8 protein-coding genes are annotated in these 13,352 nt (G+C 70.2%); 7 read left to right on the top strand and 1 reads right to left on the bottom strand.

Annotated elements, in window-relative coordinates:
- Positions 1 to 277 precede the first annotated feature (277 nt).
- The gene (locus tag MMF94_RS05125) at positions 278 to 565 is read right to left on the bottom strand and encodes a hypothetical protein (protein WP_241035095.1); all 288 of its coding nucleotides are present in this window, start codon (positions 563 to 565) and stop codon (positions 278 to 280) included.
- A 118-nt stretch (positions 566 to 683) separates the two neighbouring features.
- Between MMF94_RS05125 and MMF94_RS05120 the strand changes: the two genes are divergently transcribed.
- The 7 genes from MMF94_RS05120 (at position 684) to MMF94_RS05090 (ending at position 13,349) form a co-directional block, all read left to right on the top strand.
- Positions 684 to 2,471 (top strand): right-handed parallel beta-helix repeat-containing protein, encoded by a 1,788-nt coding sequence (locus MMF94_RS05120; protein ID WP_241035094.1) that lies wholly within the window; start codon positions 684 to 686, stop codon positions 2,469 to 2,471.
- Positions 2,471 to 3,805: a right-handed parallel beta-helix repeat-containing protein gene (locus MMF94_RS05115; protein WP_241035093.1), complete on the top strand. Its 1,335-nt coding sequence runs from the start codon at positions 2,471 to 2,473 to the stop codon at positions 3,803 to 3,805. Before MMF94_RS05120 ends, MMF94_RS05115 begins: the two co-directional genes overlap by 1 nt.
- A gap of 316 nt (positions 3,806 to 4,121) precedes the next feature.
- Positions 4,122 to 4,994 carry a polysaccharide lyase family 7 protein gene (locus tag MMF94_RS05110; protein WP_241035092.1) on the top strand — a complete coding sequence of 291 codons (873 nt, stop codon included), beginning with the start codon at positions 4,122 to 4,124 and terminating at the stop codon, positions 4,992 to 4,994.
- Positions 4,995 to 5,098: 104 nt separating this feature from the next.
- The gene (locus MMF94_RS05105; protein WP_241035091.1) at positions 5,099 to 6,010 is read left to right on the top strand and encodes an LLM class flavin-dependent oxidoreductase; all 912 of its coding nucleotides are present in this window, start codon (positions 5,099 to 5,101) and stop codon (positions 6,008 to 6,010) included.
- A gap of 969 nt (positions 6,011 to 6,979) precedes the next feature.
- On the top strand, positions 6,980 to 10,420 hold the full coding sequence (locus MMF94_RS05100) for a glycogen/starch synthase (RefSeq protein WP_241035090.1): 3,441 nt from the start codon (positions 6,980 to 6,982) through the stop codon (positions 10,418 to 10,420).
- Positions 10,417 to 11,442, top strand: a complete 1,026-nt coding sequence (locus MMF94_RS05095) for a phosphotransferase family protein (RefSeq protein WP_241035089.1) — start codon at positions 10,417 to 10,419, stop codon at positions 11,440 to 11,442. Before MMF94_RS05100 ends, MMF94_RS05095 begins: the two co-directional genes overlap by 4 nt.
- A complete protein-coding gene (locus tag MMF94_RS05090; RefSeq protein WP_241035088.1) occupies positions 11,439 to 13,349 on the top strand; it encodes an ABC transporter ATP-binding protein in 1,911 nt (636 codons plus the stop codon). The genes MMF94_RS05095 and MMF94_RS05090 overlap by 4 nt, the downstream gene beginning before the upstream one ends.
- The last annotated feature ends 3 nt before the right edge of the window (positions 13,350 to 13,352 follow it).

Genomic DNA, 13,352 nt, shown 5'->3' with positions numbered 1-13,352 from the left:
GGGCCGGCCCACTGCTCTCCTGCTGCGCGACCGCCGCGCTGCTCGCCCTGGTGGCAACGCCCGGTGCGGCGGCCGTGGCCTCCTCGGCTGCCGTGGTACCGGCAGCCGAGGTTGCGGCGATGCCGCCGGCAGCGGACACGCCGGGCACGGAATCGGCCGAACCGGAGTCCACCGCGAGACCAGGACGTGGGTTCGATCCATCGCGGCCGCTGAGGCTTCGCCGCCGACCACCCCGGCAGGACGCGATCCCGCAGGGACCGCTTGGTCCACGTCAGACTCAGCCGCCCGGCGAGACGTCGGAACCCTCCACGCCGACCGCCACCGCGGCCGAACCCGCCCTACCGGTCCCCTCCGCCGCGACACCGTCGCTACCGGCCCCGTCCGCGGCGACACCCTCGACATCCTCGATACCGACGAACGCCGAGGCAGCGGTCCCCGCACCGGCCGTTCCCGCAGAGCCGCCGGTCCCCACCGCACCGGACGCCGGCGCGCAGCCTGCCCCGGCACCCCCCTCGATCAGGGCGCCCCGCGAACCGGCAGCACCCGCGCCGGCCCCCTCTCCCACCGTGGTCCCGCCGACCCAGGAGAGCGCCCAGGCCCAGGCAGCCGAGAGAGCAGCTGATCTGGCAGCGGCTGCCGGCCAGGTCCGGGCATCGTGGGAGTCTCACGGCCGGCCGCACCGGATGGCCATCCTCCGGCCCACGGCCGTCGACCTGGTGGTCGACGGGCAACTCCTGAGCAGAGAACCGTTCTTCGGACGCGCCGATGTCATGGATCTCGATCGCTACCTGCCCAGCTCCTGGATGTCGGTCTCCGGTACCACGGCGACGCTCAACGCCGCCGTGGTTCTGACGCCGGGCGCCCTGCTGGACTCCGGCGGCGACGTGCGAACCCTGAGGCTGGTCGGCGGAGCGACGCAGCCCGACGCCGCCTCGCTCTACACCGGTGGTGGCCATCTCATCCTGCGCGGCATCACGGTCACGTCCGCGGACCCCAGGTCCCAGGCGGCCCTGCCTCCCTCGGCTGCCGGTCGACCGGTCATCGTGGTCTCGTCGAACGGCAGGCTCGAGAGCACCGACGTCACGATCAGCGACCTCGGCACGCTGCCGACGGGGGCCGACGACGGCCAGGCCGGCGTGCTGTTCAACCCGAACAGCAGCGGCTTCCTGACCCGCACCACGCTGACCCGCAACAGCACCGGCCTCGAACTCTCCCAATCGCTGAACGTGCGCCTCCAGGACGTGACCGCGAGCGACTCGGCAGAGGACGGGATCGTCCTGCGGGGCGACCGCGGCACGACGATGAGCGGGATCCGCGCGATGGGCAACGCCGGCAGCGGAGTGGACGTGACCGGGATGAACTCGAACCGGCCGATCACCGGAATCTCGACAACGGGCAACGGCGACTACGGGGTCGCCGTCGACAAGCAGAACGGCGCGCGGATCAACGGGATCACGACCGCCGCCGACCAGAGCGGAGGGCTGCGCATCAGCCAGTCGGCCGACACCGTCGTCACCGACCTCACCGCAACCGACGAACCGATCGGCGTCTTCACCAACGTCAACAGCACCGGCACGGTGATCGACCGGATGCACAGCACCGGTGGCCTCCGCGGCATGGTGATCGAGAAGACCACGCACGGCCTCGAGGTGCGGGAGTCCACGTTCGCCGGCACCAGGGTCGCCGGCATCGCGATCGGCGGTCACCAGGTCCAGCTCGACGGCGTGCAGATCAACGACTGCCGCACCGGTGTGCGTGTCGAACGGGGCGCGACCGATGTCGCGATCACGGGCATCGTCGTCAACCGCGGACACGACGGGATCGTCATGGCGGAGGGGACGAGCGGAGTGGTCGTGACCGACATGTCGGTGAACGACGTCGTGTCCGACGGGGTCCGGACGTTCAGTCCGAACTCCCGGATCACGGGCGGCCGGATCGTCGGTGGCAGCACGGGCATCGACGCCGCAGCAGCCACGAGCATCTCCGGCACATCCATCGAATCCACCCAGGGACTCGCCGTACGACCGACCGGCTCCGTGCACGCCGACAGGGTCAGCATCGATGCGGAAGACGTCGGGGTGAACGCCTCCACCGGCAGTTCTGTGGTGCTGAGCAACTCCCGCGTGCACGCGCTCGAGGCGATACGCGGCGTGGTCGGGCAGCAGGGGGTCAACGACCTCAGCCTGCCGCCCCTCAACCTGCTCGGGGCGATCGGAGTGCCCGTGATCCTGCTTGCCATCGCGTTGGAGCTGGTGCACGCCATACGCCAACGGCGTGTCACCGCCCTCCGACCGCGGTACCGGCCCGGACCACCGACCGGGCGTCCCCAGTCGCAGGGCGGGGCCCACAGGGCTCGCCGGCAGGACCCTCAGCGGACGCGGGTCGCATCAGGAACTGTGCCCATGACCGCGACGGCCGGAACAACCGGAGTGGTCACCCTGAACGACACCGACCGCAGGGATCTCTCGTGATGATCAGGTCCGTGGCCCGTGTGGTGCTCGTCGTGGCTGCGTTCGCCTTGCTGGGCAGCGCCTGCGCCAGGCCCCTGCCGGAGCCTCTGGTCCCTCGGCACGTCCCGGCGACAGCGGCGGTCGATCCGGCCCGGCCCTGTAGCAAGCCGGCCCCGGTGGCGGCTCTGGCCAGCCGAGACGCGCCGGTCGGCCTCGATGCCAGCTACGACAGCGCCATGAACACGATCACTCTCGATCACGGCGAGGAGGTCACGCTTCCCGCGTTGAGCGCGGCGGTGAACAGACCGAAAGCACTGCAGGAGGTCGCTCCCGGTGAGTGGCTGCTCGGCGCGAACATCCAGGTGCTCGCCGGCGCTTCGCTGCGGATCGCCGCGCCGGCCGTCCACTGGCTGAAGCTGTCCAGCGACCCTGCCGGGTTCGTGTCCGTCAGGGCCCTCGGCGGCGGCCTCGACATCAGCGGTTCCTGCGTCACCTCCTGGAACGTGGCGCAGAACCGCGCCGACACCGACAACACCGACGGCCGCAGCTTCCTGCTCGCCCGCGACGGTTCGCAGATGACGATCGACCACTCCGAGCTGCGTTTCCTGGGCTACGGCGAGGTCGAGTCATACGGGCTGTCCTGGCGCACGCCGGGCACCGGTGGCCGGATCACCGACAGCGTCGTCTCCAACCTGTACTACGGGCTCTACACCTTCGAGGTCAGCGGCCTCGTGGTGCAGAACAACGAGTTCTACGACAACCAGCTGTACGCCATCGACCCGCACACGAACTCCCATGATCTACGCATCGAGGGGAACACGGTGCACGACAACGGGAAACACGGGATCATCCTGGCCCAGGACTGCACAGACAGCGTCATCCGCAACAACGTGGTCTACAACAACGCAGACCACGGGATAGTGCTCTATCTCAACTCCAACCGGAACGTCGTCGAAGGAAATGAATCGTTCGACAACGCCGACCAGGGCATCAACATCAACGAATCGTCGAACAACACCGTTCGCGGCAATCGCATCTACGGCAACCACGGCAGCGGCGTCGGCGTCTCCCTCGGGGACGACAACATGCTGTCCCAGAACCAGGTCCGTGGCAACCAGCAGGACGGAATCCGGCTGGTCACCGACTCCGCGCACACCACCGTGAGCGACAACGTGATCGGGGAGAACGTCCGCTACGGCCTGTACGTCGACTCCGAGGGCGGCTTCGCCCTGTCGAAGAACACCATCGTCCAGAACCGCACCGGCATCCTGTTGAAGGGCACCGCAACCGGTCCGACGAAGGACAACAGCGTCTTCGACAACCAGGAGGACGACATCAAGGACGCGCCTGAATAGTCCCGCGGAGTGCTCCGGCGCATCGATACCCGAAGTGTCGCGAGAAGCACCACCGGCCGGTCCGGGGCGAACAATCGGTAGAACTGGTGTGGAGGATCATCAGTCGATTGAAACCACTGGCGCCCGTAGCTCGTTACTCCGGTGAGGAGCACGAGAAGCAGCACTGTCGGCACCGGGCGCACCTGACGTAGCCATTGCCGGCTCGCACCGGACACGACCTCCGCCGCCCATCGCCGACGGACCGACCCGACGCTGTGCTCACATGGCCGGCTCGACGGGACGGCCCGCGACCGATGCCCGGAAGGAGAGCCGACCGATGAAGGCGTACAGCAAGCAGCGTTCCGTTCCCGCGTCACGACCGGGACGTGCCCAGGCGAGTGAGAAGGTGTTCGCACGTCGGATACTGCCGATGACCGCGGCGCTGGCGCTGCTGCTGATCGCCACCGCGTGCGGCGGTCCTTCCGCACCACCACCGCCGCCTGGCACCACCTCGACCACGGCGCCCCCGGAGCCGGGCGGGACGCCCAAGCCGAACGCGCAGTACCCGGCCGATCTCATCGACCTCTCGAACTGGTACCTCACGCTGCCCACCGGGGACGACGGCGACCCCGACCTGGTCCACCAGCCGGAACTCGCCACGTACAGCGGCCCGGCGCTCCACCTCGACGACGCCAAGGACGGCGTGGTCTTCACCGCCAATGCCGGCGGCGCGACCACGAAGGGCAGCGAGTACCCGCGCTCCGAGCTCCGCGAGATGTCCGGTCAGGACATGGCCAGCTGGTCGAACACCAGCGGCACCCACACGATGACCGTCCGCGAAGCCTTCACCGAGCTGCCCCCGAACAAGCCACAGGTGGTGGGCGCCCAGATTCACGACGCCAAGAACGACGTCGTGCTGATCCGGCTCAACGGTGAGCGTCTCGTCGCCGAATACGGCAGGGACTCCACGAGGATCACCATCGATCCCGCATACAAGCTCGGCACCCCGTACGACCTCAAGATCGTCGCCGCCGACAGCCACATCCAGATCTTCTACAACGGCAACCTCGCCGCGAACATCCCGATGAGTGGCTCGGGGTGGTACTTCAAGGCCGGGGCCTACGTCCTGTCCAACCCCGACAAGGGCGACAGCCCCGACGCCGAGGGCCAGGTCGTCATCTACTCGCTGCACGTCGAACACACGATGTGAGCTTCCGCCCGGGAGGACACGCCGGATCGTCATTTTCTGTGATCGTCATCCTTGATGACTAGAGTGGGCTCTGGTGCACCAGCCACGACCAGGGAGGTCACTCCGTGCAGGATCTGACGTTCGGCTTCTCCTTGCAGCCCACGACGGACATCGGGGCCCACCGCGAACTCGCCGCAGCAGCCGACGCGCTGCGACTCGACATGGTGGGAATCCAGGACCACCCCTACATCGCCGACTTCGTCGACACCTTCACCCTCGCCGGCGTCCTGCTCGCTGCGACCGAGAACATCGCCGTCTTCCCCGACGTGGCGAACCTGCCCCTGCGCTCCCCGGCCATGCTCGCCAAGTCCGCCGCGACGCTCGATCTCGCATCTGGTGGCCGGTTCGAACTGGCGCTAGGCGCCGGGGGCTACTGGGACGCCATCACCGCAATGGGCGCCCCGAGACGGACGCCCGGCGAAGCCAACGTCGCCCTCGAAGAAGCGATCACGATCATCCGGGCGCTCTGGCGTGGCGACAACAAGCCGATCCATCACACCGGCCGCTACTACTCGATCTCAGGCACGCATTCCGGGCCGGCGCCCGCACATCCGATCGAGATCTGGACCGGGGCCCAAGGCCCACGCGCCCTCGCGCTCACCGGGAGAATCGCCGATGGCTGGGCGGCTCCCCTGGCGATGTACAAGCCGTACGAAGAATGGGCGCCGGCCAACAAGCTCATCGACGACGCCGCACGAGAGGCCGGCCGCAATCCCGCAGACCTGCGCCGGATCGCTCAGATCGTCGGGACGATCGGCGACGTCTCGGGCACCACGACACTTCGCACCGGTGCCGCGCCACTGCGAGCCGACGCGGAACAGTGGGCATCCGAGATCGCGCGCCTCGCCGTGGAACAGCCGTTCACCGGGTTCGTGTTCTGGCCCGAGCACCAATCGATCGAACAGGTCGAACTGTTTGCGGGCGAGGTCGTTCCGGCCGCACGTGCACTGATAGGCGGGGGATCTTCACAGCCCTAGCGCGATACGACCGCCCGGCAATCGCTTCCGATTCTCTTCCCCTACCCGGGGTTGCCCCGCAACCTCCACGTCATCGGCCTGCGCACGAACAGCTCGCCGGCAGTCATTCACCCCTCCGACCCAGCCCGGCCAGCACCCTGCGCCGGCCTTCCACGTCAGCCACACTTCGGGTCAATTCGTTTCGGCGGACCAATCCATCCCACCGGGTTACCGATGGAACAGGTGGTCGACCGCACCGGGAAAATCCGCGGAATCCGTGCCGTGACAATACGACCCGGACCGCCAGGAGTTCTTCTCCCCCATTCCCGTGACAACTGATCGACACCGCGATCACAACGTCCGTCCCGCGAAACAGGCGACTCTCCTCAACTGATCAACCACGCCGATCGTGGCCGCCCGACCGAGCGAGGCGTGTTCGAGGCGGGCAGCCGCCACCCGCTCCCGCGCGCCGCCGCCGAGTCCGCGGGGCCGCCGACGAGGACGGCCGGGCGGGGCGCATCAGGCCCGCTGAACCCCGTTGTGGACGCGGAGCATCCGGATCGGCACGACGGCGTTCGTCGCCGCCGTCACAGGACTCACACGACGCCGTCGCTCCTTCGAGGACGCCGACCCCATTGAGGGATTCGACGATCCGACACTGGAGCCGGGCCTGCCGGATCAGTAACTTCGCAATGCCTGGTTCAGCAAGAGTTTACCCAACTTTCAGGGGATGGTCGTCCCCGGTTGAGGGATTCGTTCAGCAAGCACTGGAGCTGGACCTGCGGGATCAGTAATTTCGCAACTCTCCGTTCCGCAAAGATTTTTCTGACGTTCAGTCGCCGTCTTCCCTGGGCTGAGTACCCCCGCGCCGTCGCGGGGGTGGGCACCGCTTCGCCCCGATGGATCGGCGAGCCATAGCCATGCACCGGCGTGGGCAGACGCGAGTCCACTGCCGTGGGGCGCAGCTGTACCCGAAGAAGGAGACGAGCAGTGGAAGAAGCAGCGCCGTCCGAACCGCAGCGGGTGCTGTTCGCCAGCGCTGAGGCCTACCCATTCGTGAAGGTCGGTGGGCTGGCCGACGTCAGCGGTGCGCTGCCCAAAGCGCTGGCGGAGTCGGGCCTGGACGTCCGCCTGGTGATTCCCGGATACAGCGGGCTCGAGGGAACCCCGGTGACGACGTTCGAGGTTCCGTTCGGCCAGGTCGCCGAGCAGATCGTGGTCGAGCGCCTGACCGGGCTCGACGGTGTCGAGGTGTTCACCCTCAGCGTCCGGGAGTGGTTCGACCGGGCCACCCCGTATGGCTACCAGGACGACGACGTGCTGCCCTTCGTGCTCTTCTCCAAGGCCGTCACCGCCCTGGCGGCGCAGGACTCGTGGCGCCCCGACGTCATCCACTGCAACGACTGGCACTGCGGCCTGATCGCCCAGGAGGCCCGCCAGGGTCCCCACCGGCGCGCCCTCGATCGCACGGGCGTCGTCTTCACGATCCACAACATCGCCTACCAGGGGCAGGTCGGCGTGGCCACCGACCAGCTGATCGGCCTCCCCCCTGCCGGCACCCTGCTCCAGCGGGGCATCGCCTTCGCGGACCGGGTCAACACCGTCAGCCCCCGCTACATGCAGGAGATCCTCACGCCGGCGCAGGGAGCCGGGGTCGACGGGCTCCTGCGTTCCCGGGGCAAGGCCGTCCGGGGAATTCTCAACGGCGTCGACTACGCGGAGTTCACTCCCGAGCACGACCCCTGGATCGACACCCAGTACGACGGTTCCTTCGTGACCGGCAAGCGGATGAACAAGGAGGTCCTGCAGAAGCTCAGCGACCTCGAGATCGCGCCGGACCGTCCGCTGCTCGGCATGGTCGCCCGGCTGGTGCCGCAGAAGGGCGTCGGCCTGCTCTCCTCTGCGCTGGACCAGATCGTGGACCGCGGCGCTCAGGTGGTCGTGATGGGAGAGGGGGCGCCCCGCTACCGGCGTGAACTGCAGGCAGCCGCGCGTCGGCTCCCCGGCAGCGTGGCCTACCACCCGACCGCGGAAGAAGGGCTCGCCCGGCAGGTGTACGCGGGCTCGGACCTGTTCCTGGCCCCGTCCGTCTTCGAGCCGTGCGGCCTGACCCCGCTGATCGCCCTGCGGTACGGCACGATCCCCGTCGTCCGTCGCACCGGCGGGCTGGCCGACACGGTGCGCGACTACGCCTCCGACCCGGCCACCGGTCTCGGGTTCGTGTTCGCCCACCGCCGGGTCGCGTCGATGCTGGCGGCGGTGGACACCGCGCTCGCGGTCTACGGACGGCCTGCCGAGTGGCAGCGCCTGCAGCAGCGGGCGATGGCGGCGGACTTCTCGTGGCGGGCGCCCGCCCTGGAGTACCTCGCCATGTACCAGCAGGCCGTGCGCGCGCGCCGAACCGCAGAGGGTCCCGGAGTGGCGGCGCCCGACATCCCGAGGCCCCGCTCGAGCGCCCTGCCGCTGGCGTTGGTCCACCACGCCAACCAGTTCCTGGTCACCGACGGCTATCCGGACCGCGAAGGCCTGACGTCCCTCATGACGGGCTACGCCGCTCTCCTGCGACTGCACGAGAAGTACCGCATCCCCGTCAACCTGCACCTGTCGGGGACCCTGATCGAGGCGGCCGCCTGGCACTACCCCCAGTTCCTCGACGACATCCGCCGCATGCGGGACGTCGGGCTGCTCTCGCTCATCGGCGGTACGTACGCGGAGAACGTCCTCACCGCCTTCGACCCCGAGTTCAACCGCCGCCAGCTGCGTGAGGCGCTCTGGCTGTACCGGCGTCACCTCGGATGCGGCCCGGAAGAGATGGAGATCTGCTGGGTCCCGGAGCGGGTCTGGGACACCGAGCGCGTCTCCGACGTGCTGACCGACCCGGAGCTGCCCAACGGCGGGTATCAGTACGTCCTGCTCGACGACCGGGTGCTTTACCCGACGGGCGGCGACTACGCGACCAGCGACCGGGCGGACTTCGACAGCGCCGACCCGGCCACTCCTCCGCCTGCCGACGCACTGCGGCCGTACCGCATCGCCGGCGGCCACGGCCTGCAGGTCGTGCCGATGTCGACCCGCCTGCGCTACTGGATCCCCCCGGAGGACAACGCTCATTGGCGCAGCCTGTCCCGCACGGCCGAGCTCCCCACGGCTCCCGGGGACGACACGGTGCTGGTCTACGCGGACGACATGGAGCGGGCCGCCGGGGTGGGGCCCTGGCACCCCAGTGCCCTGGGCCGGTACGAGCATTTCCTGCGCTGGCTCGCCGCGCAGCCGAACCTGGCCCCGGTGTCACTGCGGAACTGGCTGCAGGGACGGCGGCGGATCCCCGGTGTCCGCGTCGTCGAGCGCGGCACCTTCGTGGAGCTCGCCCAGGACTGGCACGCGGGTGAGGACTACCGGGGCTGGGACCAGGACGAGGCCTGGCGTCCGTACCGCGAGCACCTCGTCCGGGCACGAGAGGCCGTCAGCCGGGCGGAGAGCTCCGGAGCGGAGCCACGGCTCACCGCACTCGCCTGGAAACACCTGCTGGCCTCGGGTTACGAGACGGCGTGGCACGACACCGACCACCCGGGACGCCCGCCTGCGGCCTGGGCCAAGGCCGTGGCCAGCCATGCGCGCGCGGCCACCGTGCTGGTGACCGCCGCCCAGTGGTTCGCCCGGTCCGATCGCCCGCTCGAGGTGGAGCTGACCGACATCGACGACGACGGCACCGACGAGCTGGTCCTGCGCAACGAGCACCTGTTCGCCGTGTTCGCCCCGGCGTTCGGGGGGCGCCTGGTCTACCTGGCCTGCTGCGGCAGGGACGGTGGCGCCCTCGTGGTGGGCAACCCGACCGACGACTGGAATCGCCAGGAGGAGCTGAACCGCTACATGGACATACCGCCCAACCATCCCGGCGCGCTCGCCGACGAGGGCGGCGTCCACGACCGCCACGAGGTCACCGTCCACCCGGAGGACGGGACCGTCATGGTGGAGCTGGAGAACGTGCAGGAGGACAGCCCGCTGTACGGGCTCCGCAAGCGGATCGTCATCGACGACGGGAGCACGTCGCTGCTGGTGGGCTACGACCTCCCCGCAGCCGCACCCGGAGTCACCGTCGAGACGTGCCTGTCGCCGGACTACTACCGGCTGCTCCGCCACGGCGCCGCCGACCTGGAGCGCCGCGGAGAACGGAACTTGCGTGGCGTGTGCAACGGCGACGTCACGGCATGGGTTGCCCTGGCCCCCGACGAGGACACCGCCTGGTGCCGGCCAACCCGTCCGGAACCGGGGCACGGCGTGCTCGTCCACCTGCGCGCCGAGACGCGATCGTTCCATCTGCTCCTCGGCGTCGGCGACATCGACGACGAGGAGGCCGGCCAGGCAGTGCAAGCCCGGCGTGAGCGACTCGACCGGCTGACAGACCTCGTCCCGGCGGGAGCCTCGCAGTGAGCGCCGGAACCGGCGCGATGGCCGACACGGAGGGCAATTCCCGCAAGGCCGAGCGGCTCGCGATCGCCGAGTCGATGCTGAACGCCCCTCCCCCGCTGGATGCCCTGCCCGCAGCACGGGTGGAGGTGCTCATGCGCTCGGTCGTGCACGCCTCCCGCAGCCGCCCGGTGGTGCGGTGGACCGTCGCCCTGCACTCCGGAACCGGCCCCTCGTCGCCGCTGGCGGTGATCGGCAAGGGCTACCTCAAGGGCGGGGGCGAGGCGGCCTGGCGGTTGCTGTCGCGCCTGCGCCACGTCGGCTTCGACGATCCCGAACTGCAGGTGCCCGCACCGTTCGGCTTCGACCCGACCCGCCAGCTGCTCGCTCAGGAGGAGGCGCCGTCCACGACCCTGCACTCCTTGCTGGACGGTGACCCCGCTGCGGCGGCGCCCGACGCCGAGCGGGCCGGACGTTGGCTCGCCCGCCTGCACGCCGTCCGAGGCGCGGACGTGCCGCGCCTGGCGGAGGACTTCGAACAGGTCAAGCTCGCCGAGTACGCCGCGGCGCTGGCCGCGGAGCTGCCGGCATCAGCCGCCCGGCTGGACCGGCTCACCACGGGCACCCTCGACGGCCTTTCCCGGGCCGACGGCCCCCGGGTGGTGACCCACGGGGACTTCCAGCCGAAGAACATCCACCTGGACCGCCGCCGGATCGTGGTCATCGACTTCGACCGGGCCGCCTACGCACCCGCCGCGCGCGACCTGGGCCACTTCATCGGGCAGACCCTGACCATGGGCGCCTCCCGGCACGGGCACCTCGGCGCTGCGGCGTCCTGGGTGGAGGCGTTCCTGCGCGGCTACGCCGCAGCCGGCGGCGACCCGGGTGCCGTCCGCTCCGCCCACGCGTACGTGGCCCGCACCTTCGCCGAGGTCCTCTTCTACCGCCTCGTGGTCCGCCCGGTGGGGAGCACGTCGTTCGTGCCGGAGTGGCTCGACGCCTGGGAGGCCGCCGTCGAAGCCGCGCTGGACGGCGAGCGCCCGTGAGCGGAACCGACTCCGGGCCCGACCCCGCTCCGCAGCACTCGGGCACCTCCTCCGTGACGGTGATGCCCGCCCGCACGATCCTGCGGACCTTCGGGCCGTTCCTGCGACCCCAGTGGCCCGGGTGCGTGCTGGCCGGGCTGCTCGCCGTCGCCGGGACGGGCGTCGCTCTGCTCAAGCCGTGGCCGCTGAAATACCTCTTCGACGAGGTGCTCCTGCCCGGCGGCGGCCCGGTCCGTCCGGACGTGCAGAGCATCCTCCTTCTCATCGTCGTGGCCCTGGCCGGCGTGGCGCTCCTGGATTCCCTCGTCGGCGCCGCACGCTCCTACGCCCTCACCTACGTCGGCGAGCGCGTGGCCGCCGCCATCCGCACGCGCTTGTACGACCACCTGCAGCGGCTGTCCCTCAGCTACCACGAGCGGACGCCGACCGGTGAGCTGACCACGCGTCTCACCGGAGACGTCGACAAGGTCCGCGGGCTGCTCACCAGCACGCTCGTCGACGCCTCGACCAACGCGCTGACGCTCCTCAGCATGGTGGGCGTGCTGCTGGTGCTGGACTGGCAGCTCAGTGTGGCGCTTCTGCTGGTCCTGCCCCTGCTCATGCTGACGGTCGCCAGCTTCCGGGCGCGCATCCGGGCAGTGGAGGAGAACGCCCGCGAGGTCGAGGGCGACCTCGCCGCGGTGGCGCAGGAGTCGCTGGTGGCGGTCAAGCTGATCAAGGCCACCGGCCGGGAGGAGCACGAGTCCCGGCGTTTCCGGGGCCGCTCCGACGACTCCGTTGCGGCCGTGCTCCGCACCGCTCGCACCAGCACCTTCTTCGGCGGCGCGGTCGACGCGGTGGTGGCCGTGGCCGTCGCGGGCCTCGTCGGGCTCGGGGCCCAGCGCGTGCTGGCGGGCGCCCTCACCCCGGGCGACCTGGTGATCTTCACGTCCTACCTCCGTGACTTCTTCGGCCCCACCCGCGCGCTGTCGAAGCTGCCGGCGCAGCTGACCCGCGCAGGCGTCCGCGCGGCGCGGATCGCCGACACCCTCAAGCGCACTCCGGACGTCGTGGACCGCCCCGATGCCCGCGTGGCGGACCCGCCGCGCCACCGCATCGCCCTCGAAGGGGTCGGTTTCGCCTACGCCCCGGGCCATCCCGTCCTGCGGGAGGTCGACCTGACCGTGCCTGTGGGCACCACCCTCGCGGTCGTCGGACCCACAGGCGCGGGCAAGTCGACCATCGCCGCCCTGCTGTGCCGCCTGCAGGATCCCACCAGCGGCAGGGTCCTCCTGGACGACGAGGACCTGCGCGACCTCACGAGCGACAGCCTGCACACCCATGTCGGGCTGGTTCCGCAGGAGGCGATGCTGTTCCGGGCGTCCGTTCGGGAGAACATCGCGTACGCGCGCCCCGGAGCGTCCGCGGCCGAGATCGAGCACGCCGCCCGCGTGGCGCAGGCCCACGACTTCGTGCTGGCGTTGCCCGACGGCTACGACACCGTCCTGGCCGAGCGCGGCGCGACCCTGTCCGGAGGACAGCGGCAACGGCTGGCGCTGGCACGCGCGGTGCTGCAGGACTGCTGCGTGCTCGTGCTCGACGAGCCGACGACCGGTCTCGACGCCCGGTCCGAGGACGCCGTGCTGCGCGCCCTGCAGCAGGTCAGCTCCGGTCGCACGACGGTGATCATCACCCACCGGATGGCGGCCGCGATGACCGCGGACGACATCGTCGTCCTCGACGCGGGCCGGGTCGTGGAGCGCGGCAAGCACCACCAGCTGATCGCCGCAGGCGGCCTCTACACCGAGATGTGCCGGCTCCAGGGACTCACCGGTCCCTCCACCGCTCTGCACGACGAAGAGACGAGCTACGAGCACCGCTCCGCCCGTCAGCTCGAGACCGAACCAGCCCAGCCCTCACCCACCTGATGG

It is taken from the genome of Pseudonocardia alaniniphila (assembly GCF_022524485.1).
Classification (GTDB): Bacteria; Actinomycetota; Actinomycetes; order Mycobacteriales; family Pseudonocardiaceae; genus Pseudonocardia; species Pseudonocardia alaniniphila.
Note: the sequence above shows the minus strand (reverse complement) of the source record. Positions and strands in the feature narration are given on the sequence as shown.

Coding starts and splice junctions, on each gene's coding strand:
- MMF94_RS05120 (WP_241035094.1), top strand. CDS start 684: ATGGCCATCCTCCGGCCCACGGCCGTCGACCTGGTGGTCGACGGGCAA.
- MMF94_RS05115 (WP_241035093.1), top strand. CDS start 2,471: ATGATCAGGTCCGTGGCCCGTGTGGTGCTCGTCGTGGCTGCGTTCGCC.
- MMF94_RS05110 (WP_241035092.1), top strand. CDS start 4,122: ATGAAGGCGTACAGCAAGCAGCGTTCCGTTCCCGCGTCACGACCGGGA.